The organism is Pseudomonas sp. NCHU5216 (assembly GCF_052156495.1).
Classification (GTDB): domain Bacteria; phylum Pseudomonadota; class Gammaproteobacteria; order Pseudomonadales; family Pseudomonadaceae; genus Aquipseudomonas.
In genome coordinates, this window is the sequence record NZ_JBQLIX010000047.1 from 13,635 (window position 1) to 38,425 (window position 24,791).

At 64.6% G+C, this 24,791-nt stretch carries 22 protein-coding genes; 10 read left to right on the plus strand and 12 right to left on the minus strand.

The genetic code is table 11. The annotated features are described in order from the left end of the window. Positions 1-6: 6 nt before the first annotated feature. The 12 genes from ACSVIK_RS22895 to ACSVIK_RS22950 form a co-directional block, all read right to left on the minus strand. A complete protein-coding gene (locus ACSVIK_RS22895; protein WP_442446451.1) occupies positions 7-1,572 on the minus strand; it encodes a cytochrome ubiquinol oxidase subunit I in 1,566 nt (521 codons plus the stop codon). Beyond that, entirely contained in the window at positions 1,569-1,784 is a 216-nt protein-coding gene (gene cydP, locus ACSVIK_RS22900) for a cytochrome oxidase putative small subunit CydP (RefSeq protein ID WP_268183413.1), read from the minus strand. The genes ACSVIK_RS22895 and cydP overlap by 4 nt, the downstream gene beginning before the upstream one ends. 161 nt (positions 1,785-1,945) lie before the next feature. Next, positions 1,946-2,326: a rhodanese-like domain-containing protein gene (locus ACSVIK_RS22905; protein WP_442446452.1), complete on the minus strand. Its 381-nt coding sequence runs from the start codon at positions 2,324-2,326 to the stop codon at positions 1,946-1,948. Then, positions 2,310-4,070: a SulP family inorganic anion transporter gene (locus ACSVIK_RS22910; RefSeq protein WP_442446453.1), complete on the minus strand. Its 1,761-nt coding sequence runs from the start codon at positions 4,068-4,070 to the stop codon at positions 2,310-2,312. Before ACSVIK_RS22910 ends, ACSVIK_RS22905 begins: the two co-directional genes overlap by 17 nt. After that, complete coding sequence (locus tag ACSVIK_RS22915; RefSeq protein WP_442446454.1) at positions 4,067-5,806, minus strand: TIGR01244 family sulfur transferase; 1,740 nt, start codon at positions 5,804-5,806, stop codon at positions 4,067-4,069. The genes ACSVIK_RS22910 and ACSVIK_RS22915 overlap by 4 nt, the downstream gene beginning before the upstream one ends. 10 nt (positions 5,807-5,816) lie before the next feature. After that, positions 5,817-6,680 (minus strand): MBL fold metallo-hydrolase, encoded by an 864-nt coding sequence (locus tag ACSVIK_RS22920; RefSeq protein WP_442446455.1) that lies wholly within the window; start codon positions 6,678-6,680, stop codon positions 5,817-5,819. Between the two features lie 184 nt (positions 6,681-6,864). Beyond that, positions 6,865-7,149 carry a metal-sensing transcriptional repressor gene (locus ACSVIK_RS22925; RefSeq protein WP_268183432.1) on the minus strand — a complete coding sequence of 95 codons (285 nt, stop codon included), beginning with the start codon at positions 7,147-7,149 and terminating at the stop codon, positions 6,865-6,867. Then, complete coding sequence (locus ACSVIK_RS22930) at positions 7,146-7,694, minus strand: Tll0287-like domain-containing protein (RefSeq protein ID WP_442446456.1); 549 nt, start codon at positions 7,692-7,694, stop codon at positions 7,146-7,148. The genes ACSVIK_RS22925 and ACSVIK_RS22930 overlap by 4 nt, the downstream gene beginning before the upstream one ends. Before the next feature lie 103 nt (positions 7,695-7,797). Continuing rightward, entirely contained in the window at positions 7,798-8,205 is a 408-nt protein-coding gene (locus ACSVIK_RS22935) for a PA2817 family protein (RefSeq protein WP_442446457.1), read from the minus strand. Positions 8,206-8,272: 67 nt separating this feature from the next. Next, positions 8,273-8,674 (minus strand): META domain-containing protein, encoded by a 402-nt coding sequence (locus tag ACSVIK_RS22940; RefSeq protein WP_442446458.1) that lies wholly within the window; start codon positions 8,672-8,674, stop codon positions 8,273-8,275. A 5-nt stretch (positions 8,675-8,679) separates the two neighbouring features. After that, positions 8,680-9,111 carry a hypothetical protein gene (locus ACSVIK_RS22945; protein WP_442446459.1) on the minus strand — a complete coding sequence of 144 codons (432 nt, stop codon included), beginning with the start codon at positions 9,109-9,111 and terminating at the stop codon, positions 8,680-8,682. 27 nt (positions 9,112-9,138) lie between these two features. Beyond that, complete coding sequence (locus ACSVIK_RS22950) at positions 9,139-11,931, minus strand: response regulator (protein ID WP_442446460.1); 2,793 nt, start codon at positions 11,929-11,931, stop codon at positions 9,139-9,141. Between the two features lie 121 nt (positions 11,932-12,052). On the opposite strand from ACSVIK_RS22950, the gene ACSVIK_RS22955 reads away from it, so the two are divergent. From ACSVIK_RS22955 to ACSVIK_RS23000, 10 genes are all read left to right on the plus strand, one after another. After that, on the plus strand, positions 12,053-12,763 hold the full coding sequence (locus ACSVIK_RS22955; RefSeq protein ID WP_442446461.1) for a response regulator transcription factor: 711 nt from the start codon (positions 12,053-12,055) through the stop codon (positions 12,761-12,763). Continuing rightward, positions 12,760-14,097 carry a histidine kinase sensor domain-containing protein gene (locus ACSVIK_RS22960; protein ID WP_442446462.1) on the plus strand — a complete coding sequence of 446 codons (1,338 nt, stop codon included), beginning with the start codon at positions 12,760-12,762 and terminating at the stop codon, positions 14,095-14,097. Before ACSVIK_RS22955 ends, ACSVIK_RS22960 begins: the two co-directional genes overlap by 4 nt. 323 nt (positions 14,098-14,420) lie before the next feature. Further along, positions 14,421-16,505 carry a TonB-dependent receptor domain-containing protein gene (locus tag ACSVIK_RS22965; RefSeq protein WP_442446463.1) on the plus strand — a complete coding sequence of 695 codons (2,085 nt, stop codon included), beginning with the start codon at positions 14,421-14,423 and terminating at the stop codon, positions 16,503-16,505. Between the two features lie 155 nt (positions 16,506-16,660). After that, a complete protein-coding gene (cysM, locus tag ACSVIK_RS22970) occupies positions 16,661-17,566 on the plus strand; it encodes a cysteine synthase CysM (RefSeq protein WP_442446464.1) in 906 nt (301 codons plus the stop codon). Next, positions 17,566-18,918: a 23S rRNA (uracil(1939)-C(5))-methyltransferase RlmD gene (gene rlmD, locus ACSVIK_RS22975; RefSeq protein WP_442446465.1), complete on the plus strand. Its 1,353-nt coding sequence runs from the start codon at positions 17,566-17,568 to the stop codon at positions 18,916-18,918. The genes cysM and rlmD overlap by 1 nt, the downstream gene beginning before the upstream one ends. A gap of 119 nt (positions 18,919-19,037) precedes the next feature. After that, on the plus strand, positions 19,038-21,281 hold the full coding sequence (relA, locus tag ACSVIK_RS22980; RefSeq protein WP_442446466.1) for a GTP diphosphokinase: 2,244 nt from the start codon (positions 19,038-19,040) through the stop codon (positions 21,279-21,281). 91 nt (positions 21,282-21,372) lie between these two features. Then, positions 21,373-22,203: a nucleoside triphosphate pyrophosphohydrolase gene (gene mazG, locus ACSVIK_RS22985; protein WP_442446467.1), complete on the plus strand. Its 831-nt coding sequence runs from the start codon at positions 21,373-21,375 to the stop codon at positions 22,201-22,203. Positions 22,204-22,369: 166 nt separating this feature from the next. Beyond that, positions 22,370-22,909: a DUF2058 domain-containing protein gene (locus tag ACSVIK_RS22990; protein WP_268183451.1), complete on the plus strand. Its 540-nt coding sequence runs from the start codon at positions 22,370-22,372 to the stop codon at positions 22,907-22,909. A 94-nt stretch (positions 22,910-23,003) separates the two neighbouring features. Then, positions 23,004-24,143: a DUF5610 domain-containing protein gene (locus tag ACSVIK_RS22995; protein WP_442446468.1), complete on the plus strand. Its 1,140-nt coding sequence runs from the start codon at positions 23,004-23,006 to the stop codon at positions 24,141-24,143. Positions 24,144-24,191: 48 nt separating this feature from the next. Next, positions 24,192-24,428 (plus strand): glutaredoxin family protein, encoded by a 237-nt coding sequence (locus ACSVIK_RS23000; protein WP_442446469.1) that lies wholly within the window; start codon positions 24,192-24,194, stop codon positions 24,426-24,428. The last annotated feature ends 363 nt before the right edge of the window (positions 24,429-24,791 follow it).

Consider the following 24,791-nt stretch of genomic DNA (forward strand, 5'->3'; position numbering starts at 1 on the left):
AAGTCCTCAGGCGTGGGCCGGCTGCTGTTGCTCGAAGTGGTAGCGTCCGCTGTGCAGGCTCGACGGTCCGAGGCGGGCGAACTTGATCATCAGGTACATCTCCACCACCAGCAGCAGGCTGTAGAAGGCGATCAGTGCGGTCAGCGAACCCCAGATATCGCCAGTCGACAGGCTGGAGGCGGACAGATGAGTGGGCAGCACCTCACCGATGGACCAGGGCTGGCGGCCATGTTCGGCCACGTACCAGCCGGTCTGCGCGGCGATCCAGGGCAGCGGCAGGCTCCACAGTGCCCACTTGAGCAGCCAGGGTTTGCTTTCCTCGTTCTTCTTCGCCGAAGCCCAGAAGGCACAGACGAACAGGGCCAGCATGAGGAAGCCACTGGCGACCATGATGCGGAAGGTCCAGAACAGGCTGAACACGTCGGGGATGGTATCCAGCGTGGCCTGCTTGATCTGCGCCTCACTGGCATCGACCACATGCTCCGTGTATTTCTTCAGCAGCAGGCCATAGCCCAGGTCGTTCTTCACGGCGTTGAAGGCAGTGAGGGTCTCGCTGGATTTGTCACCGCCGCGCAGTTGCTCCAGCAGCGCATAGGCCTGCATGCCATTGCGGATACGCGCCTCGTGCTCGATGAGCAGATCCTTGATGCCCTTGACCTCCTCATCCAGCGAGCGGGTGGCGATCAGGCCCAGGGCGTAGGGAATCTTCACCGCGTAATCGGTGCGCTGCTCCTCCTGGTTGGGCAGGCCGAACAGGGTGAAGCCTGCCGGCGCCGGGTGTGTGTCCCACTCGGCCTCGATGGCCGCCAGTTTGGTCTTCTGCACGTCACCGATCTCGTAACCAGACTCGTCCCCCAGGACGATCACCGAGAGGATCGAGGCCAGGCCGAAGGCCGAGGCGATGGCGAAGGAGCGGCGGGCGAAGCCCAGGTCGCGCTTGTTCAGCAGGTAGTAGCTGGAGATGGCCAGGATGAAGATCGAGCCAGTGACGTAGCCGGCGGCCACGGTGTGCACGAACTTGACCTGGGCCACCGGGTTGAACAGCAGCGCGCCGAAGTCGGTCAGCTCCATGCGCATGGTCTCGAAGTTGAACTCGGCGCCTACCGGGTTCTGCATCCAGCCATTGGCAATCAGGATCCACAGCGCCGAGAGGTTCGAGCCAATCGCCACCAGCCAGGTCACGCTGAGGTGCTGCAGCTTGCTCAGGCGATCCCAACCGAAGAAGAACAGGCCGATGAAGGTGGATTCGAGGAAGAAGGCCATCAACCCTTCGATGGCCAGCGGCGCACCGAAGATGTCACCGACGTAATGGCTGTAGTAGGCCCAGTTGGTACCGAACTGGAATTCCATGGTCAGCCCGGTGGTGACACCCAGGGCGAAGTTGATGCCGAACAGCTTGCCCCAGAACTTGACCATGTCCTTGTAGACCTGTTTGCCGGTCATCACGTAGACCGACTCCATGATCGCCAGGAGGAAGGACAGGCCCAGGGTCAAGGGGACGAAGATGAAGTGATACATCGCTGTCATGGCGAATTGCAGACGTGACAGATCGACGACTGATTCCGAGATCATCTCGGTTTCTCCTCGGTGGGTAGTGAAGACGGACTGGCGGGTTGGCCGAACAGGTGAAGCTCGACGCGCTGCTGACCATCTTTCGGCACGGTCGGCTCGGTGAACCAGATGGCCTTGATACCCAGCAGCAGGGTCAGCTTGATCAGCAGGATCACGGTGATCTCGCGGATCAGCGGGATTCGCCAGGGAGAGGTAGGTGCGCGCTCGGACATCTCGACGCTCCAGGTTTGCCGGCGCTGACTCGGGGGTGCCGGCAGAGTGGGTGTGTCCTAATGTTACTGGGTACTCGTGGGGGTATACAGGTGCAGAAATTGATGCAGGTCAGGACAACGGCGATTAGCCGGAAGATTCCTGCATCGAAGTGCCATGGGGCTCAGTCGAAGGCCGGCAGTGTGGGGGTGAGCAACTCCCGGCCGGCCGCTTGCCAGGCCTCGATGCCACCGGCCAGGGAAAGTACGTTGCGGTAACCCATTTCCCTTAGCGCGTCGGCTGCCAGGGCCGAGCGGCCGCTGGTCTTGCAATAGAGCACCAGCTTGAGCGTGCGGTCGGTCAGTTGCGGATCGTTGCTCAGCTTGAATTCCAGCAGCCCGCGGGGAATGTTGACGGCCCCGGGAATGTGCGCGCTGGCGTATTCGTCCGCTTCACGCACGTCGATCAGCAGGTCGGCGTTGCGGATGGCCGCTGCGGCCTGTTGCAGATCGACTTCAGCGATACGGGCCTTGGCGGCGAGCACCAGATCATGAGCGCTTTTCATGGGGATTTCCTTGCAGGGGCTGTGGTTGAGAACCGGGCGCTGGAGCGAGCTGCCTGAGTGCCTCGAACTGGCTGATGAACACCTGGCCGCCGAAGGCCTGCAGGAAGTCGGAGCGGCGCAACTGATCCATCACCGGGCCCTTGACCTCGGACAGGTGCAGTTGCACACCGGCTGCATGCAGGCGCTCGGCGATGGCGTGTAGCGAATCCAGGGCGCTGGCATCGATCAGGTTGACCCCCGAGCACATCAGCACCAGATGGCGCACCTGCGGTCGGTTGGCCACCAGCTCACCGATGCGCTCTTCCAGGTAGCGGGCATTGGGGAAGTACAGGCTTTCGTCGACGCGCAGCGACAGCACGCTGGGGGACTCGATCACGGCGAAGCGCTCGACGTTGCGAAAGTGCTCGCTGCCCGGCACCTGGCCGACCACGGCGATATGCGGCTGGCTGGTGCGCCAGAGAAACAGCAGCAGCGACAGGCCGACGCCGAGCAGGATGCCGGCCTCGACGCCGATCAGCAGCACGCCGAGCAGCGTGGCGACTTGTGCGGCGCCGTCCTGGCGTGAATAGCGCCAGGTATGCCGGAGTGACTTGAGGTCGACCAGGCTGAGCACGGCGACGATGATGGTGGCGGCCAGTACGGCTTGCGGCAGGTCGTGCAGCAGGGGTGTCAGCAACATTACGCTGACACCGATGCCCAGGGCGGTGAACACGCCAGCCATGGGCGTCTGCGCGCCGGCATCGTAATTGACCACCGAGCGGGCGAAGCCACCGGTGACCGGAAAGCCGCCGCTGAAGGCCGCGCTGATATTGGCGGCGCCAAGGCCGAACAGTTCGTTGTCCGGCGCGATGCGCTGGCGGCGCTTGGCCGCCAGGGTCTGGCCGACCGATACCGATTCGACAAACCCCACCAGGCTGATCAGCAGCGCCGCCGGCAGCAGTTGCACAGCCAGGTGCAGATCCAGTGTGGGCAGGGTCAGCCCCGGCAGGCCTTGGGGCACCACACCGACTACCTTGACCCCGGCTTGCTCCAGTTGCAGCAGGGCGACAGCGGCAATGGCCACGATGATCGCCAGCACCGGCCCGGCCTTGGCCAGGTTGCCCGCCAGTTGTGGCGACAGGCCAAGGCCTTGCAGCAGCGGTTTGAGCCGGACTCTGGCCCACCATAGCCAGGCCAGGCTGAGCACGCCGATAAGCAGGGTCGGCCCGTGCGTATCCGGCAGTGCCTGGAAGAGTTGTGGCAGCAGGTGCGGCAGGTTCTCCCCGGAAGCCGAGACACCGAGCAGATGCTTGAGCTGGCCAAAGGCGATGAGAATGCCCGAGGCGCTGATGAAACCGGACACCACCGGATGGCTGAGGAAGTTGGCGAGAAAGCCCAGGCGCAGCATGGCCATGGCCGTCAGCAGCGTGCCGGACAGCAGCGCCAGAAGCATGGCCGCGCCGACGTATTGCGCACTGCCAGCAGGGAACAGCGGTGCCAGGGTAGCGGCGGTCATCAGCGACACCACCGCCACCGGGCCGACGGCCAGGGTGCGGCTGGAGCCGAACAGGGCATAGGCCAGCAGCGGCAGGATGCTGGCGTACAGGCCGGTTACCGGCGGCAGGCCGGCGAGCATGGCGTAGGCCAGGCTCTGTGGAATCAGCATCAGGGTGACGATCAGCGCGGCGAGGCCATCCTGCGCCGCGCTGCTGCGATCATAGCGTCGGCCCCAGTCCAGGCAGGGCAGCCAGTGACTCAATTTCATTTCTGCTCCTTGTCGAAGTCACAGGCGGCGGGGGCCTCCACCGCCAGTGGCTCATGAGGCAGATGCTTGGGCTCGGCCAGCCATTCACGGCCGCGCAGCATAAGATCGAAGTAGATGCTCGGCATCATCCGCACCTTGAGATCCCAGGCCAGGCGCCGTGGCACCGCCGGATCCAGAGGGAAGGTGGGCTGCAGCTTGCCGCCATAGCCGAACTCGGCCAGCACCACCTTGCCTCGTTCGACGGTCAGGGGGCAGGAGCCATAACCATCGTAGATCGCTTGCGGGCCCTTGCCGGCCAACACGGCGAGGACGTTCTCGGCCACCACCGGGGCCTGCTTGCGCACCGCTGCGGCAGTCTTGGCGTTGGGGGCGGCGCACACGTCGCCGAGGCTGAAGACGTTGCCAAAGCGCGGGTGACGCAGGGTTTCGTGATCGGCCTCGACCCAGCCGTCGGCTCCGGCCAGCGGGCTCTGACGGATGAACGCCGGCGGTCGTTGCGGGGGCACGGCGTGCAGCATGTCGAAAGGTTCCTCGATGGTCTTGCTTGCGCCGCTGGCATCGGTCTGCTTGAACCAGGCACGCTGCGCCGGGCCATCGACGGCGATCAGGTTGGTGTTGAAGTTGAGCCGTGCGCCATAACGTTCGACGTACTGCATCAGCGGTGGCACGAAGGTGGGCACGCCGAACAGCACGGCGCCGGCTGAACAGAACTCGACATCGATTTGCGGCAGCACGCCTTGCTTCAGCCACCAGTCGCAGGACAGGTAGAGGGCCTTCTGCGGTGCGCCGGCGCATTTGATCGGCATGGGCGGCTGGGTGAACAGCGCGCGTCCCTGGCGCAGGTTCTGCACCAGTTGCCAGGTGTAGGGCGCCAGCTCGAACTGATAATTGGACGTTACGCCGTGTTTGCCGAGAGTTTCCTTGAGGCCTTCGACGCCGTCCCAGTGCAGGCTCAGACCGGGGCATACGATCAGGGCGCGGTAGTGGATCCGGTTGCCATCTTCCAGCACCACGCGCTGCTGCTCCGGCTCGAAGCCGGCCACGGCGGCATGAATCCAGTGCGCGCCGTGCGGTATGCAGCGCGCCATCGGCCGTTCGGTGCGGGCACGGTCGAAGACGCCGGCGCCCACCAATGTCCAGCCCGGCTGGTAATAGTGTTGCTCGCGAGGTTCGATCACCGCGATACGCAGTTCGGCGTTGCGTTTGAGCAGGCTGGCGGTTACTGCGCAGCCAGCCGCGCCGCCGCCGACCACCACCACGTCATAGCGTTGCGTCGGTGCGCTGCTGGCTTGTGCCTGGGTGAGCGGCGCCTGCTGCCAGCGTTGTTGCAGGCGCGGAGCCAGGCCGCTGAGGTCGTAGCCTTGTGCGCCAGCGCTGCTCAGCAGTACCTGTGGGTCAAGATGATGGGCTTCGCTCAACGCCCACAGGCTGGTGGAGCGCGTACCGGTGCGGCAGTAAGCCAGCAGCGGGCCACGAGCCTGAGCCAGCAGGGCGTTGAAGGCGCTGACGTCTTCATCGCTGATCTGCCCGGACACCACCGGCAGGTAGTAGTACTCCAGGCCGCTGGCTTGGGCGGCGGCGGCCATCTCTGCCGAGCTGGGCTGGCCTTCCCCCTCACCGTCGGGGCGATTGTTGATCACGCTGCGAAAACCGGCGGCGGCCAATGTACCCATGTCTGCCGGCTGCAACTGCGCGGCCACTGCGATGAACGGGGTCAGGCGCTTGAGCGAGTCCATGGCGATGACCTCAGAGCACGTCGAGGGGAATCTTCAGATAACGAGTGCCGTTGTCTTCGGCCGGTGGCAGTTGCCCGGCGCGCATGTTGACCTGAACCGAGGGCAGGATCAGGGTGGGCATGCCCAGGGTGGCGTCGCGTTCATGGCGCATGGCGACGAAGCTCGCTTCATCGATGCCCTGGTGCACGTGCACGTTGTGCGCGCGCTCCTCGGCGACCGTGGTCTGGTAGCGGTAATCGTCGCGGCCTGGCGCCTTGTAGTCATGGCACATGAACAGGCGGGTTTCGCCGGGCAGGGTGAAGAGTCGCTGGATCGACTGGTAGAGGACGTGCGCGTCGCCGCCGGGGAAGTCGCAGCGTGCGGTGCCGTAGTCGGGCATGAACAGGGTATCGCCGACGAAACCGGCGTCGCCGATCAGGTAGGTCATACAGGCCGGGGTATGGCCTGGGGTGTGAATGGCTCTGGCGTGCAGCTCGCCAATGCGGAAGGTATCGCCATCGTGGAACAGGTGGTCGAACTGACTGCCATCGGTGGCGAACTCGCTGCCGGCGTTGAACAGTTTGCCGAAGGTGCTCTGCACCACGGTGATGTGCTCACCGATGCCCAGCTTGCCGCCCAGCTCACGCTTGAGGTAAGGCGCGGCGGACAGGTGATCGGCATGTACGTGAGTTTCCAGCAGCCAATCGACGTGCAGGCCGCGTTGCTTGACGTAGGCGACGATGCGCTCGGCGCTGGCGTGCGAGGTGCGCCCGGAGGCGGGGTCGTAATCCAGCACCGAGTCGACAATGGCGCAGTGCTGCGTGGCGGGATCGATGACGACGTAGCTGTAGGTGTAGGTGGCAGGGTCGAAGAATTCTTTGACATCGGCGTGCATGACGGCGCTCCTCTCATATACCCGTGGGAGTATTCAATTAAGCTTGAGCTTAATTGTTTTTTTGGTTCTATGCATAGTTCGATGTGGAATAAGAGGGAGTGGTCTTGCTCGACGTCGCCATAACCCTCTGCCTCGTCAGGCACAGGCATGGATCGGGCGTGCGCGAACGGCACGCCGCAAGGGGTCAGGTGTACTTGGTGAAGATTTCGCGCACGCGTTGCAGGGAGTCTTCAGGGTTCTGCTCGGGGTCGAGCATGGCCTCTTCGATCAGGCAGGTGAGCATCAGGCGGTAGGACTTGTCCAGCGCGCTGCGCGCCGCCGAGAACTGCTGGGCGATGGCGGCGCAATCCTCGCCACGTTTGATCATCGCCTGGATGCCTCTAATCTGGCCCTCTACCCGGGCCAGGCGTTTGAGCATCGCTTGCTGCTGTTCGAGCATGCGGGCGCGCAGATCGGTGTTGTCCGTCATGGTGTTTCCTGTGCAATGGGGCGACTGAGGGTGAAAGCGCCGCGCAGTTCGCCGAGCTGATAGCCGCGGGCCTGATCCTGCGGATAGTACTGGTCAATGGCCGCTTGCACCTCTGCTTTGATCGCCGTGCCGTGGCAGGCCAGGCAGGGCTCGCCCACGGCGATGGCCTGCATGTAGCGGTACTGGCCGTCGACCTCTTCGCCATGGCGTAGTTCTTTTATTGGCGTGCCGGCCTTGGCCGCGCTGGCGAAGCGTTCCAGTACGGTTCGCTCCCAGGCATCAGGCGCATTGTCCGGGTTGCGTACCTTGAGCGAGGTGCGGCCCACCTGCCAGGCGTGCTGACTGTGCTCGTCGGCAATCTGCGGCGCCAGTGCCTGGCAGGCCTGCACGGCGGCCGTCGGCCCACCCTCGGCGATGGCCTGGCGCACGGTGCCGAGCAACTGCTCGGCGAATGGCGGGATCTGCGCGGCCGCCTCGTCTTGCCAGGGCGTGGCAGCCTGTGCGGCGGTGCAGGTGAGCAGGGCTGTGAGCAGAAACGGGCGCATGGGCGAACCTCATAAATACTGGTGGGGGTATTTATGCATGAAATGCCTCGGCTGTCATCGCTTGCGCCTGCGACATTCTGACCGAGGGGTTCAGGTCGGTGGCTCAGTGCTTGGCGCCGTCGGTGGGCAGGGCCAGCAGTTGTTTTTCCAGGTTCCAATCGAAGGGTTCGTCGTTCTGTTCTGCCTCGAAGCGGCGTTCATCCAAAGCTTGGTACAGGGCGATCTCTTCGTCCGGCATGAAGTGCAGACAGTCACCGCCAAAGAACCACAGCAGGTCGCGTGGCACCAGATGGGCGATCTGCGGGTAACGGTGGAAGACCTGGCTGAGCAGATCCTGGCCCAGGTACTGGCTGGAAACCGGGTCGCGTGGCAGCTCGGCAAGCAGTTCGTCGTAGCGCTCGAGGAACAGGGCGTGGCTGTCGTCGAGCACCTGTTCGGCTTCGCCCAGGGCGACGAGGATGTCGCGCAGGTGCTTGAGCAGGGCGAGGTGGTGGTCGAGATGGCTGGCCATGGTGCGGTTCCTCAAGGGTAAAACGGGCGCAGGAGTATAGAGAGCCTGGCGCCCGCTCGCCATTGAATCATTGCCCCGACAGGCGGATCGGCTTGCCTTCGTTAGGCCAGAGTTGCAACTGGCCGAGGGCGTTGAAATCCCAGCGGCGCACCTGGCTGAGCGCATCGAGGAAGCGCCGCTCCTGCTCCATCAAGGCTGGTGCGCACAGCTTGCGCGTACTGCCTGGGGTATCGAAGCGGATGGCATCGTCCTGCAGGCTGTAACCGGCGAACCAGTGGTTGCAGCCGGCATTGCCATGGGCGCGGCCATCGGCGGCGAAGGTGATGGTCAGGTGGCTTCGGTCGATCAGCGGGCGGGCGCCGATCCATTCCACGCTGTAGCTGTGTTCGGTCTGCAGGCTTGGGGTGTCGCTGGCACAGCCGGCCAGGGTGGCTGCGAGCAGGGCAAGGGGTAGAGCGGTGTGGCGCATGTGTATCACTTCTCCTGGCAGGTGGGGCAAAGATGGCGCTGGTCGTCCTGGCGCCAGCCCAGCTCGGTGATACGGGCCTGGGCGGCTGGCGCTTGCGCGGCCGTGCCGAGGGCGGCATCGACGGCGAACTCGAAGTCCAGGCGCTTGCCGCAGGCGTCGCAGTCGACCTGCCAGCTATGGATGGCCAGTTCCTTGAACTGTGGCCCTTTGCACACCGCCAGCCACTGGCCGGGTGGGTTGATCAGATGGCGAACCTTCTCCACGGTCAGGCGCATGTGCAGGTCGCGGCTGCCCTTGAGGGTGACCAGCAGAACGTCGTCGGCCTGGATCGAGCCACCGTTGCCGGTGACCTGGTAGCGCCCTGGTGCCAGGGCGCGGCATTCGGTGAGGGTGTGTTGCGGGTTGAGCAGGGTGTAACGGAAATCGTGTTCGGCCATGGGTCCTCCGGATCAGCCGGCATGCTATCACGCGCCGGCTGGCGTCTCACCGCGTGACGTGCCACCGGGCGTCGCCGCCGCGACTTCACTGAGACGGAGGATGGCAGCGTCCAGCTCGTCCAGCGCCTGCTGGGCTTCGGGGTCATCCTGCTTGAGCAGGGTTTCGCTGCGCTGGCAGGCTGCGCGCAGTTGCGGTACGCCGCAGTAACGGGTGGCGCCGTGCAGGCGGTGCACCCGTTCGATCAGTGCGGTGCGTTCGCCGGCCGCGCGTGCCTGGGCGATGGCCTGACGGTCACCGGGTAGGCCGGCCAGCAGCATGCTCAGCATGTCGGCCGCCAGGTCGGCCTTGCCGGCTGCCAGGCGCAGCCCCTCTTCGGCATCCAGCACTTTCGGTTGGCGGGTCGGCGAGGGTAGCGGCTCGGGTGCCTTGCTCAGGTTCTGGTTGCGCAGTGACAGCCCGGTCCACTTGAGCACCACCTGGGATAGCTGGCGTTCGCTGATGGGCTTGGTCAGGTAGTCGTCCATGCCGCTTTGCAGCAGGCTGCGTTTCTCATTGGCCAGGGCATGGGCGGTAAGGGCGATGATGGGGGTCGGCGGCTGACTGTGGGTGGTTTCCCACTGGCGGATCGCCTCGGTGGTCTGGCGGCCGTCCATGCCGGGCATCTGCACGTCCATGAAGACCAGGTCGAAGCTCCTTTGCTGGAGGGTTTCCAGTGCGGCATGGCCGCTGTCCACGGCGCATACCTGAGCGCCGAGGTGCTCGAGCAGGGTCTGCACCAGCAGCAGGTTGGCCGGATTGTCGTCGACGCACAGCACGTGGGGCTGGCGACTGCTGCCGGGGCTGGAGATGCTTTCGTTGATCTGCCGTTGCGGGCAGAGCATGTCCATCAGGGTCTTGTGTAGTTGCCGGGTACGCGGCGGCTTGGCCTGCAATTGCCTGTGGGCATCGGGCAGGGCGTCGTGGTACTGCCCCAGCTCGGTGGTGGGGCACAGCACCAGGGCCTTGCAGCCGAGCTGTTCGAGGTCGTGGATGTGCCCGGCCAGTTTGCCAGGGGCAACCTGCGCAACGGTCAGGCCCAGTACCGCCAGGCAGATTGGCTGCTCGCGGTGCTGCTGGCTGGTCACGGCGTCGAGCAGGCTGTCCAGGTTGCCGAAGCTTTCCACCTCCAGGCCGCAGTCTTCCAGTTGATGGGCCAGGGCCTGGCGCGCCAGCTCGTGCTCTTCCAGCACGGCCACGCGGCGCCCCTGCAGCGGTGCGCGCGGCAGGTCATCAGCGTCGTCACGGGCTTTGGGCAGGCTCAGGGTGACCCAGAATTCCGAGCCTTCGCCCGGGGTGCTGTCCACGCCGATCTCGCCGCCCATCTGCTCGATCAGGCGTTTGGAGATGACCAGGCCGAGGCCGGTGCCGCCGGTTTGTCGGCTCAGGGAGTTATCGGCCTGGCTGAAGGCCTGGAACAGCGAGCGCAGGTCTTCATCGGAGAGGCCGATGCCGGTGTCCATCACGCTGATGCGCAGTTGTGCGCTGTCCGGGCTTTCGTCCTCGACCATGGCGCGGATGACGATGGTGCCCTCGTGGGTGAACTTGATCGCGTTGCTCACCAGGTTGGTCAGCACCTGCTTGAGCCGCAGCGGGTCGCCGCGTAGCGCCAGCGGGGTGTCGCGGTAGATCAGGCTGACCAGTTCCAGACGCTTTTCGTGGGCGGCCGGGGCGAGGATGGTGAGGGTGTCCTGCAGCAGGTCACGCAGGTTGAAGGGAATGGATTCGAGCACCAGCTTGCCGGCCTCGATCTTGGAGAAGTCGAGCACCTCGTTGATGATGCCCAACAGGCTGTCGGCGGATTTTTCGATGGTCGACAGGTAGTCCTGCTGGCGTGGGCTGAGTTCGCTCTTCTGCAACAGGTTGGTGAAGCCGAGGATGCCATTGAGCGGGGTGCGGATCTCATGGCTCATGTTGGCAAGGAATTCGGACTTGATCCGGCTGGCTTCCAGAGCTTCCTTGCGCGCGAAGTCCAGTTCGATGTTCTGGATCTCGATGGTTTCCAGGTTCTGCCGTACGTCTTCGGTGGCCTGCTCGATGCTGTGCTGCAGCTCTTCCTGGGCGTTCTGCAGGGATTCGGCCATGCGGTTGATGCCAGAGGCCAGCTCATCCATCTCGTGGCTGCCCAAAGGTGGCAGGCGAGTTTCCAGATGGCCGTCCTTGAGCTGGGCGACCCCGGCTTTGATGGCCAGCAGCGGCTCGTTGATGCTGCGGCTCATGCGCAAGGCGAGCAGGGCGGTGACGGCGAGGCCACCGACGATCAGCAGCAGGCTGGCGAACAGGCTGCGATAGCCACTGAGCAGGGTGCCCTGGTGCGACAGTTCCAATTCCACCCAGCCGAGCAATTGCACGTTGCGGCTTTCGTCGAGCTCGCGCTTGAGTTCCAGGTAGCGGTCGTAGACCGGCAGCAAGAAGCGCGTGGCGTCCTGGCCGCTGAGGCGGCTGAGGCCGGTTTCGTTGGCCGGCGAAGGGTTGAGCATGCTTGGCCCGGCATGCGCCAGGGGCGTGCGCTGCGGGGTGAGAAAGCCGACGGCGCGTACATCCGGGTGCTCCAGAGCCTGGCGAGCGATGCGTTCGAGCTTCTGCGCATCCTGTTGTTCCAGCGCCGGGGCGGCCAGGGGCGCCAGGTGTTCCACCAGCATCTCGCCGCGCTGCTGCAACTGCGCCTGCAAGCCGGATAGCTGCACCCAGGTGAAATAGCTGCCCAGCACCAGGGCCAGCAGGCTGGTGGGGAGCAGGGTGAGCAGCAGCACGCGGCCCTTGATGCCTAGATCCTTGAACACGGGATTCCTCCTTCTTCACATGCGCGCAGTGTAGCGATTCAGCGCGGTGGAATCTGTAGATGAGCGCTGCTGCGTTAGCGGTTAGAATGGTTCTCATTAGTACCCGCCTGGTTTTCTCATCATGATGATCCCTTCCACCACTCCGGCTCGTATTCTGGCGGTCGAGGATGACCCCCTGCTTGCCAGCCATTTGCATGCTCACCTGAGCGGTCGAGGCTTTGCGGTGACCTTGAGCCATGATGGCGACGAGGGCTTGCAAATGGCCGAGCGTGAAGACTTCGACCTGATCCTGATGGACATTCTGCTGCCCGGCATCGACGGCCTCGAGGTTCTGCAGCGTTTGCGCCAGCGGCGCAGCGTGCCGGTGCTGCTGATGTCAGCGCTGGGCGACGAGCAGAACCGCATCGCCGGTTTCAGCCAGGGCGCCGACGATTACCTGCCCAAACCCTTCAGCCTGGGTGAGCTGAGCGTGCGCGTGGAGGCCATCCTGCGTCGCGTCGCCTACGAGCGGCGCGAGCAATTGCCCGACGGCGAAGAGGGTGATCTGCAGTTCGACGAGAGCCGCAGCGACGTGGTTCATGGCGCCCGCTGGGTCGGTTTGACGCCCAGTGAATACCGAGTGCTGGAGTTGCTCTGGCGGCACCAGGACGAGGTATTGAGCAAGGCCTTCCTCTATCAGCAGGCGCTGCGCCGCGCCTACTCGCAGCATGACCGCAGCCTGGACATGCACGTCAGCCACATCCGTCGCAAACTGCAGGCCGCCGGCTACGCTGCGGCGCGGGTGGAGACGGTCTGGGGCAAGGGCTACATGCTGGTGCAGGTGGGCGCTTGAGGCTGCCCCATCGACATTCGCTGCTGTGGCGCCTGACCGGGGCGCTGGCATTGTTCTGCCTGCTGTTGGCCAGCCTGTATGTCGACCTCGGGCGTCTTCTGCTGGAGGCCTCCTCCTATCTGACTCCATCGACTCGGCAGGCACTGCGTGGCTACGCCCAGCAGGCCGAGACGGCCTGGCGCCAGGATGGTGCCCCAGGTGTCGATGCCTTCCTGCAGCGGCTGCGAGCACAGGAGTCGGTCTGGGCGGTGGTGGTGGATGCCGACAAGGCCTCGCTGTCCTCGACACCACTGACGCAGGCGGAGCGCCAGCGACTGGACTTCGTGCGCAGCCTCGGCTTCTCCGTGGGGCGCCCGGGTGGCACGCCCACTTTCCATATCCCTTTCAGCGACGGCCAGGGGCGCCTGGTGCTGGAGCTACCCAGGCACCTCGATCCGCGACGCTACAGCGAGCTGTGGAACCTGTTGTTGCAGCGCGTGCTGCCGGCGCTGCTGGCGGTGCTGTTCGGCCTGGTGCTGTACCGCGTGCTGATCGCCCCCTTGGCCAGTCTGCAGCGCCAGGCGGCAGCCCTCAGCGCCGGTGATCTCTCGGCGCGTCTGGGGCCGAAGATGAAGCGGCGACGCGATGAACTCGGCGAGCTGGCGCGTACCTTCGATCACATGGCCGAGCGCCTGGAGGGGACGGTGGCCTTCCAGCGCCAACTGCTGCGGGATCTCTCCCACGAACTGCGCACGCCGCTGGCTCGCTTGCGCGTGGCAGGGGAGAGTGAGCAGGACGTCGAGGCCCTGCGCCAGCGCCTGGCGCGTGAAGTGCAGGAGATGGAAAAACTGGTCGGCGACGCGCTGGAACTGGTCTGGCTGGACACCGAAAGGCCCAGCCTGCCGCTGGAAGAGGTGGACGTCGTCAGGCTCTGGGACGTGTTGCGGGAAAACGCCGGCTTCGAGGCCGGCTGGCCCGTCGAGCGCATGCCCTGCGACCTGCCGGCCGACTGCCGGGTGCTGGGCCATCTCAATGGCCTGGCGCAGGCGCTGGAAAACATCCTGCGCAATGCCATTCGTCATTCGCCAACGGGTGGCGTGGTGCGCCTGGCCGGCCGGCGTGAGGGCGGGCAATGGCTGCTATGGATCGAAGACCAGGGGCCGGGTGTGGCAGAAGGCGAGCTGGAAACCATCTTCCGCCCCTTCACTCGGCTCAGCGCGGCGCGCCCGGGCGGCGATGGCTTCGGTCTGGGCCTGGCCATCGCACGCAGCATGATCGTGACTCAGGGCGGTGAGCTGTGGGCGGAGAACGCCACACCCGGTTTGCGGCTCAAGCTGCGCGTGCAAAGTGTATAGATCGTAAATTCGATTTACTCTCAAATGACAATAAATACTATTTGCGCCTGACCCGAGAGGGCTGGCAGCACGTGGTACTCCTTCTCGCCGGATGCGCATTGGCGATGGGCCTTTGACCATCGGCGAAGCTGCCACGGCCCTCTCGCTCCATCTCGGCTATCGCCCACCCGTTTTTTTTCCGCCGGTTGCGGCGGGCGTGGAAGCAGGGCGTCGAGATGGGTCAGCCAGCGTAGCCAAGATCCACGGGGAGTGCAGGGCGCCAATGCCTGTGCAGGACGGCCGCTGGCAACACGCCGACCATTCGATCACAGGGAGCCATCCACATGTCATTCATCCCGCGACGCCTCGCAGCAGCGCCTCGGCCCGGTTTCAACAAGAGCGCACTGGCGGTCACGCTGGCCTCACTGGCCTGTGCGGCGGGGGCCCACGAGGCATCCGAGCAACTGCAGCTTGGCACGCTGGTGGTCAGCGCCACCGGCTTCGAGCAGAGCGTCAAGGATGCCCCGGCGACCATCACCGTCATCTCCGCCGAAGAATTGCAGAAGCGCTCGTACACCGATGTCACCGACGCGCTGAAGAACGTCGCAGGTGTGCAGGTTGCCGGCGGCGGTGTGGAGCGCTCGATCCAGATTCGTGGCATGACCGCCGGCTACACCTTGCTGCTCATCGATGGTCGGCCGCTGCAGGGCAACGATGCTTTCGGCCTCAATGGCACCCAGGCCGGCACGCCGATCAACTTCCTGCCGCCCATCGAGGCGATCGAGCGCATCGAAGTCATTCGCGGCCCGGCTTCGTCCCTGTACGGCTCCGATGCCATGGGCGGGGTGGTCAACATCATCACCAAGAAGATTCGCAACGAGTTCGCTGGTAGCGTCACCGCCGAATACAGCATGGCCGACGGCGCCAACCAGGTGAACGAGGACGGCTACCAGACCAGCGCCTACCTCAATGCGCCGCTGATCGAGGATGTGCTGGCGTTGCAGCTCAACGGCTCCTTCCTGCATCAGGACGAAAGCCACTTCCAGGGCGGCGATGACAGCGCAGCCTCCGACCCCCGTTACAGAAGAAGCAATCTGGGCGGCAAGCTGGGCTGGAACATCGACGCGCAGAACCTGGTCACCCTCAACTACAACGAGGCGCTGCAGCGCCGTTGGGCTCATCCAGGCAAGAGCCTCGCGGCGAGCGAAGAGCCCAGCTTCAACGAATCCATCCTCAAGACCTACGCCATCACCCACGAGGGGCGTTACGACAATCTGCTGCTGGACAGTTACGTCAACTACGACAGCTCGGAGAACCCGACCCGGGTCAATGCCAATACCGGCAACGGCATCGAGTTCAAGGTGCTGACCGCCAATACCCAGGCGACCTACTTCCTCGGCGACCATGCCCTGACCGGCGGCCTGACGCACAAGTACGAAGAACTCACGGACGGCGCCAGCAGCGGCCTGCGCCCGCCGGTGGTAGCGGTTGCCGACGCGGTGGTGGAGATGGATCGCTACCAGAACTCGCTCTTTCTCGAGGACAACTGGAGCCTGACCGACGACCTGGCGCTGACCCTCAGCGCCCGCTATGACGACAACGAGGCGTTCGGCAGCCAGGTCAGCCCCAAGGTCTATGCCGTCTATCACCTCAACCAGAACTTCACCCTCAAGGGCGGGGTGACCTCCGGCTACAAGGCGCCCAGCCTGCGGCAGGCCGCTACCGACTTCGGCGCCACCTCCCGTGGCGGGGTGATCATCGGCAACCCCGAGCTGACCCCGGAAACCAGCCTCAACCGCGAAATCGGCATTGGCTACGAGAACTTCGATCTGGGTATCAACAGCACCCTGACGCTCTACCAGACCGACTTCAAGGACAAGATCAACCGTACCGGCCGCATCTGTGCGCAGAACCAGCCCTGCGTCTACAACGGCGCCACCTACCCGGCGCATCAGTACGGCTATACCGCCTACGAGAACGTCGATGAAGCGCAGCTCCATGGCGTCGAATTCACCCTGGATTACCAGATTCTCGACAACCTGGTGTACCGCCACAGCTACACCTACACCAGCACCGAGCAGAAGTCTGGCCAGTACAAGGGCGAGCCGCTCAACGACATGGCCAAGCACATGTTCAACGCCTCGCTGGACTGGCAGGCGACGCAGCAGTTGAACCTCTGGACGCAACTCAACTACCGCGGCGAGACCTCCGGCCGCTGGCAGACCGGCACCAGTGGCGCGTCCAGCAACGGTGTGACCTACCCGTCCTACACCTTCGTCGACGTCGGCCTGGTGTACAAACCGACTCGCGACCTGAGCCTGAAGTTCGGTGTGTACAACCTCAGCAACAAGGCAGTCACCACCGACGACGACTACGCCTACAACCTCGACGGCAGGCGCTACGTCTTTGGCCTGACGCAGAACTTCTGATCGCCAGCCTGGGCCATGGCCACCCCGGCGTCTGCCGGGTGGTCAGGTCATCGGGTCGGGGTCGCTTCACGGCTTGCAACCGATCATGGCGTGATGAAGCGACGGGTTCGGCGTATCATGACGCCCCTTCGCGTCAGTCCGGATTCGAGCGACCCATGACCCTGCAATTCCCCACCATTGCCGACTGCATCGGCAACACCCCTCTGGTTCGTCTGCAACGCTTGGGCGCTGACACCAGTAATACGCTGCTGGTGAAGCTGGAAGGCAACAACCCGGCCGGCTCGGTCAAGGATCGCCCGGCGTTGTCGATGATCAACCGCGCCGAGTTGCGTGGCGATATCCAGCCCGGCGACACCCTGATCGAAGCCACCAGCGGCAACACTGGCATCGCCCTGGCCATGGCGGCGGCGATCAAGGGTTACAAGATGATCCTGATCATGCCCGACAACTCCACCGCCGAGCGCAAGTGGGCGATGACCGCCTATGGCGCCGAGCTGATCCTGGTCAGCAAGGAAGAGGGCATGGAAGGCGCCCGTGACCTGGCCGAGCGCCTGCAGGCCGAGGGCCGTGGCAAGGTGCTCGACCAGTTCGCCAATGGCGACAACCCCGAGGCCCACTACAGTGGCACCGGCCCGGAGATCTGGCGGCAGACGGGCGGCAGCATCACTCATTTCATCAGCTCCATGGGCACCACCGGCACCATCATGGGCACCTCGCGCTACCTCAAGGAGCAGAACCCGGCCATCCAGATCGTCGGCCTGCAGCCGCAGGAGGGCGCGGCCATTCCCGGCATCCGTCGCTGGCCGCAGGAGTACCTGCCGAAGATCTACCAGGCCGAGCGCGTCGACCAGGTGATGGACATGGGCCAGGACGAGGCCGAGCGGGTCATGCGCCGTCTGGCGCGGGAGGAAGGCATCTTCTGTGGCGTGTCGTCCGGCGGTTCGGTGGCGGCCATGCTGCGCCTGTCGCAGCAGGTGGAGAACGCGGTGATGGTGGCGATCATCTGCGACCGTGGCGACCGTTACCTGTCCACCGGCGTCTACCAAGATCCGGCGCACTGATGGCCAGGCGCAATTCGGGCCTGCGCTTCCAGCCCAGTGGTGGCAGCCGCGCACAGGCCCTGCCGGTGGGCAAGAAGCAGCCACTGCAGATCGAGCGGCAGGCCGGCGATGGCCGTGGCATCGCCTTCGAGGGTGGGCGCACCTGGTTCGTCAGCGGTGCTCTGGCTGGTGAGCGGGTCGAGGCGCGCGTATTGTCGGCGCGCAGCCAGACGGTGGAGGCGCGTGCCGAACGTATCCTGCAGGCCAGCCCGCAGCGGCGTGCGCCGCTCTGTGCCCACGCCGGGCGCTGTGGCGGCTGCACCTTGCAGCACATGCCTCATGCCGAGCAACTCGCCCTCAAGCAACGCACCCTGAGCGAGCAACTGAGTCGCCTGGGCGGCGTGCAGCCCGATGACTGGGCGGCGCCGTTGGTCGGCCCCGAACTGGCCTACCGGCGCCGGGCACGCATCGCCGTGCGCTGGGATGCCCAGGCCCGTCACCTGCAGGTGGGCTTTCGCGCCGAGGCCAGCCAGGACATCGTCGATATCCAGCACTGCCCGGTGCTGGTACAGCCCTTGCAGACCCTCCTCGAAGCGTTACCGGATTTGCTGCGACAGTTGAGCAAACCCCAGGCGCTGGGCCATGTCGAGCTGTTCAGCGGTACGCAACAGGCGCTGTTGCTGCGCCATACGGCAGCATTGAGCACGGAGGATCTGGCCTTGTTGCGCGAATTCTGCGCGGCGCAGCAGGTGCAGCTCTGGTTGCAGGGCGACGGCGCGCCGCAGGCCGATGATCCGGCGCAAGCCCTGGGCTTCGCCTTGTCGCGTTGGCAGTTGGAACTGGCTTATCGGCCGGGGGATTTCGTCCAGGTCAATGCCATGATCAACGAGGCGATGGTGGCGCAGGCGCTAGACTGGTTGAACGTGCAGCCCGGCGAGCGGGTGCTGGATCTGTTCTGTGGCCTGGGCAACTTCGCCTTGCCCCTGGCCCAGGCGGGGGCCGAGGTGGTGGCGGTGGAGGGTGTCGAGGCGATGGTCGAGCGCGCTGCAACCAATGCCGCGCGGCAAGGTCTGGAGCAGGTGCGATTTTTCCGTGCCGATCTGGCTCGCCCCCTGGCCGAGGCGGCCTGGGCCGATGGTGGTTTCGATGCCATCCTGCTCGACCCGCCGCGTGATGGGGCACTGGAAGTGGTACGAGGTATTTCGGCCTTGGCGGCCAGGCGTCTGGTCTATGTATCCTGCAACCCGACCACCCTGGCGCGTGATGCCGCCGAACTGGTCAGGCAGGGCTATCGCCTGCGCCGTGCCGGCATCCTCGACATGTTCCCGCAGACGGCGCATGTCGAAGCCATGGCGCTGTTCGAGAAGATGTAGCGGTATGTGGTTCGGGGATGTGCAGGACGCGCATTCTTTCAGTCAAACCGACCGGCTCGGAGAAGGCCGGCGACTATTCGGTGTTGTGTTGGCGCACCGTAGGGAAGGTAGGTAAGAAGATGGTTCAGGTCAGAGCGCACCAGCCGATCAACGATGACGGCAGCATCAACCTCGACGCCTGGGTGGCGAACATGGTTCGTATCGACCCGGCGCTCGATGCCCAGGCGCTGAAGGAGGCTTGCGAATTCGTCCGCGAGGCCGAGCAGCAGGCCAACGCCGGTCAGCATCACTGGAGCGAGGGCGCGTCGATCTTCAGCGCCGGCCTCGACATCGCGGAAATTCTCGCCGATCTCAAGCTCGACCAGGACTCGCTGGTCGCCGCGGTGATCTATCGCGGCGTGCGTGAAGAACGTATTCCCCTGGCGCTGGTACAGCAGCGCTTCGGCGCGGTGGTGGCCAAGCTGATCGAGGGCGTGCTGCGCATGGCGGCGATCAGCGCCAGTGTCAACCCGCGCGAGTCGGTGGTGCTGGGCTCGCAGACCCAGGTGGAGAACCTGCGCAAGATGCTGGTGGCCATGGTCGATGACGTGCGCGTGGCGCTGATCAAGCTGGCCGAGCGCACCTGTGCGATCCGTGCGGTCAAGGAAGCCGACGAGGACAAGCGCCAGCGCGTGGCGCGCGAGGTGTTCGACATCTACGCACCGCTGGCCCACCGCCTGGGCATCGGTCATATCAAGTGGGAGCTGGAGGATCTGTCCTTCCGCTACCTGGAGCCGGAGCAGTACAAGCAGATCGCCAAGCTGCTGCACGAGCGCCGTCTGGATCGCGAGCAGTACATCAACGACGCCATGGCCCATCTGCGTCAGGAGCTGGAAGCCACCGGCATCAAGGCCGACATCAGTGGCCGGGCGAAGCACATCTATTCGATCTGGCGCAAGATGCAGCGCAAGGGCCTGCAGTTCAGCCAGATCTACGACGTGCGTGCGGTGCGCGTGCTGGTGCCGGAGGTGCGCGACTGCTATACCACCCTGGGCATCGTGCACACCCTGTGGCGGCACATTCCCAAGGAGTTCGACGACTACATCGCCAACCCCAAGGAAAACGGCTACCGCTCGCTGCACACCGCCGTGCTCGGCCCGGAAGGCAAGGTGCTGGAAGTGCAGATCCGCACCACCGCCATGCACGAGGAAGCCGAGCTGGGCGTGTGCGCGCATTGGCGCTACAAGGGCACCGACGTCAAGTCCGGCTCCAACCACTATGAAGAGAAGATTTCCTGGCTGCGCCAGGTCATCGAGTGGCACGAGGAGCTGGGTGATATCGGTGGCCTGGCCGAGCAACTGCGTGTCGACATCGAGCCCGACCGGGTTTACGTGTTCACCCCGGACGGCCATGCCATCGACCTGCCCAAGGGCGCCACGCCGCTGGACTTCGCTTACCGCGTGCACACCGAGATCGGTCATGGCTGCCGCGGCGCCAAGATCAACGGGCGCATCGTGCCGCTGACCTACAGCCTGCAGACCGGCGAGCAGGTGGAGATCATCACCAGCAAACAGGGCTCGCCGAGCCGCGACTGGCTCAACCCCAACCTGGGCTATGTCACCACCAGCCGCGCACGGGCGAAGATCGTCCACTGGTTCAAGCTGCAGGATCGCGACCAGAACGTCGCCGCCGGCAAGCAACTGCTCGAACGCGAACTGGCACGCCTGGCGCTGCCCAGTGTGGATTTCGACAAGCTGGCGGAAAAGGCCAACCTGAAGACCGCCGAAGACCTGTTTGCCGCCCTCGGCGCTGGCGACGTGCGCCTGGCCCACGCGGTCAACCTGGCGCAGCAACTGAGCGAGCCGGATCGCAACACCGAGCAACTGGAGCTGATCCCGCGCAAGGCCCAGGGTTACCGTCCAGGCAAGCGTGGCGATATCCAGATCCAGGGTGTCGGCAACCTGCTGACGCAGATGGCCGGCTGCTGCCAGCCGCTGCCGGGGGATCCCATCGTCGGTTACATCACCCTGGGACGTGGCGTCACCATCCACCGCCAGGACTGCCCGACCGTGCTGCAGCAGGCCGGGCGCGAGCCGGAGCGGATGATCCAGGTGAGCTGGGGGCCGGTGCCGGTGCAGACCTACCCGGTGGAAATCGCCATCAAGGCCTACGACCGTTCCGGCCTGCTGCGTGACGTCACTCAGGTGCTGCTCAACGAGCGGCTCAACGTGCTGGCGGTCAATACCCATTCGGACAAGAACGACAACACCGCGACCATGTCCATCACCGTGGAGATTCCCGGCCTGGACGCGCTTGGGCGCCTGCTCGCGCGCATCAGCCAGCTCCCCAACATCATCGAGGCACGCCGCCAGCGTGCCAATTGAGCGGCAAGCTTCAAGCCGCAAGCTGCAAGAAAGTGCATGAGCTTTTAACTTGCAGCTTGAGGCTTGCAGTTTGCAGCCCAGGAGCTTTTCCATGTATCAACTCGACGATCTGCTGCACCTGATGGCGCGCCTGCGTGATCCGCAGCATGGTTGCCCGTGGGATCTCAAGCAGAGCTACGCGAGCATCGTGCCCTACACCCTGGAAGAGGCCTATGAAGTCGCCGATGCCATCGAGCGTAGCGATTTCGAGCACCTGCCGGGCGAGCTGGGCGACCTGCTGTTCCAGGTGGTGTACTACAGCCAGTTGGCGCGGGAGGAGGGGCGTTTCGACTTTGCCCAGGTGGTCGACGCCATTACCCGCAAGCTGGTGCGCCGCCACCCCCATGTATTCCCCGATGGCGACCTGTATGGCGCGCCGGATGCCGCCAAGCTGGAAGAAGCGGCGATCAAGCAGCGCTGGGAGGAGATCAAGGCCGAGGAGCGTGCCGAGAAGGCCGCCGCCCCCGAGCAGCTTTCCCTGCTCGATGACGTGCCCAGCGCACTGCCTGCCCTGAGCCGCGCTGCCAAGCTGCAGAAGCGTGCCGCCCAGGTCGGCTTCGACTGGCCCGAAGCCCTGCCGGTGGTGGACAAGGTGCGCGAAGAGCTGGACGAAGTGCTCGAAGCCATGAGCGAGAACGACGCCGAGGCGGTGGCCGAGGAGATAGGCGATCTGCTGTTCGTCGTGACCAATCTGGCGCGTCACCTCAAGGTCGACCCCGAAGCCGCCTTGCGCGCCGCCAACGCCAAGTTCGAGCGGCGTTTTCGCTTCATCGAGCACAGCGTGCGGGAGGCTGGACGCAGCATGGAAGGCTGCTCGCTGGAGGAGCTCGATACGCTCTGGGGTGAGGCGAAGAAGCAAGAGAAGCAGGCGCCTGGCCATTGAGCCGCATGGCCCGGATGTAATCCGGGAAATGCATGGCGCCATGGTTCCCGGATTGCATCCGGGCTACGGTGCTGGAGCCCTGGCGTCTTAGCCCTTATGCTGGGCACCTTTCATGGTGGCGCCACTGGCGCCGCCCGGTCTGAATCAAGTGTGGGATCGTTAAGCTATGGGTCTTTCCCTGCGCGACCAGCTACTCAAAGCCGGTCTGGTCAATGAAAAACAGGCCAAACAGGCCGGCAAGCAGCAACAGAAACAACAGCGTCTGGCCAAGAAAGGCCAGGCGGAAGTCGATGATTCTACCCGCCAGGCCGCACTGCAGGCCCAGGCGGAAAAGGCCGCACGCGATCAGGAGCTGAACCGCCAGCAGCAGGAAAAAGCCGAGCAGAAGGCCCGTGCCGCGCAGGTCAAACAACTGATCGAGCGCTCGCGCCTGCCCAAGCTGCAGGGCGAGGATTACTACAACTTCGTCGACGACAAGAAGGTCAAGCGCCTGGCCGTCAACGCGATGATGCGCAACAAGCTGTCCAACGGCTGGCTGGCCATCGTCCGTCATGGTGGCGGCTACGAGGTGATTCCGCGCGAGGCGGCGTTGAAGATCCAGGAGCGTGACCCGTCGCGCATCGTCCTGCTCAACACCCATGTCGAAGCGCCGGATGCCGACGATCCTTACGCCGCCTATCAGATCCCCGATGACCTGATGTGGTGAGGGCCGGCTGCAGGCGACCATTCGTCGTGCCGAGCTAAAGTCTGCGCTCGGCATGCCGTTAGCCTCGGCATATCCTCTGCCTGAGTACCTCGCCATGAACCCGCTGGCTTCACTCAACTCCTCCGCCTCACGCCTCGGTCAGCTCAATCAGGCGCCAGCGCGCGCGGCCAGTGCCGATGCACAGGCCACGCTGGCCAACCGTCTGGCTGACAAGCTTGGTCTGCAATCCGGGGCGCTGGGCGGCAAGCGCGAGGACTTCACCCCGGAGAAGGTGGCGGGGCGCGTACTGGGCTTCATCGAGCAGCGCTTGCAGAGCGAGGCCACAGCCGGCGCCGACCCGGCCAAGCTGGAAAAGCTGCTCGGGCAGGCGCGCGAAGGGGTGGAAAAGGGCTTCGCCGAGGCGCGCAAGATTCTCGACGGCATGGGCGCCTTGACCGGTCAGGTGGCCAGTGATGTCGACGACACCTACAAGCGTATCCAGGATGGCTTGGGCGATCTCGACAAACGCTTCGCCGGCGGCACCACTGCGCCTGCCCCTGAGTCTTTCGCGGTAGCCGGGCAGAGCCAGCGCTTCGCCGCCCAGGCACAGACCTTCGACCTGCAGGTGATCACCCGCGATGGCGACAAGCTGCGCATCTCGGTGGCGCAGGCCTCGGCGAACTGGTCGAAGAGCAGCTTCTCCGCCGCCGGCGATGGCCAGGGTTCTGCCCTGGTCGCCAGCAAGGAATCCGGCAGCCTGCAGATCGGTGGCTGGCAGGTGGAAGTGGACGGCGAGTTGGACGACGACGAGGTCAAGGCCCTGGAGAAGCTGTTCGGCCAGGTGCAGGAGCTGTCCGACAAGTTCTACACCGGCGATCTGTCCGGTGCCTTCGATCGCGCTATGGCGTTGAACATGGACGGTGAGCAACTGGCCTCGATGTCCCTGCATCTGACCCAGACCACGGTGCGTCAGGCGTCCGATGCCTACGGCGCGGTGGCCGGGCAGGGCGCCAGCGTCGCCAATACGGATCTGCAGGAATACGCCAAGGGCCTGCTCGATGCCCTGCGCAGTGCTGGCGATCTGAGCAAGGACGCCGGTGGCCTGCTCAAGGATCTGCTCAAGGGTGGTTTCTCCCTCGACGAGCGCTTCGATGCGCCGCGCCTGGAAAAGGCCGACAACCTCAATCGCAGCCTGATCGACGGCTTGCAATCGCTGCTGGCCGCTCAGCCGGACAAGGGCGCTGACGCGAGCTGATCGGCGTCGATGCTAAACTGCGCACCTTGCTGATAGTGAGGTGCGCTCATGACGCCTGAATGCCAACTCTTCGGAACCCTGGGCTGTCACCTGTGCGAGGTGGCCGAAGGCCTGCTCATGCCCTTCGTCGAGCATGGTCTGTTGGTCGAGCTTATCGACATCGCTGAGGACGAAGCCATGGTCGAGCGTTATGGGTTACGCATTCCCGTGCTGCGTCGTTGCGATACGGGTGCCGAGCTGGATTGGCCGTTCGATGCTGAGCAGGTGGTGGCGTTTCTGAGTTGACATCTGTGGAGCGTCTTTGTGGGAGTCGGTTTTGATACCGGACTGGCAAGTTTGTGTGTTGATTTCGGTGGTTTTCGGTGTTCAAGCTGCTTATTGGCGTTTAGCTGATAACTCCTGTTTCGCCCCCTCGGGCGACTCACTTTTCTTTGAAATCGGATTGCCGCCCAGCGCAAAGAAAAGTAAGCAAAAGAAACGCACCCCCGCCATCCGAGCTAGGCGCCCCCGCCCTGCTGCGCCGGGGTTCGTTCGCTCCATCGCTGCTCCGAGGGTCGGATTACAAGGGCCATCCCTGGCCCTTTAAGCGGGGCCGCCATCGGTATCTCGCGGCATCCATGCCGCTCGCCCCTCTACGCAACGATTCCA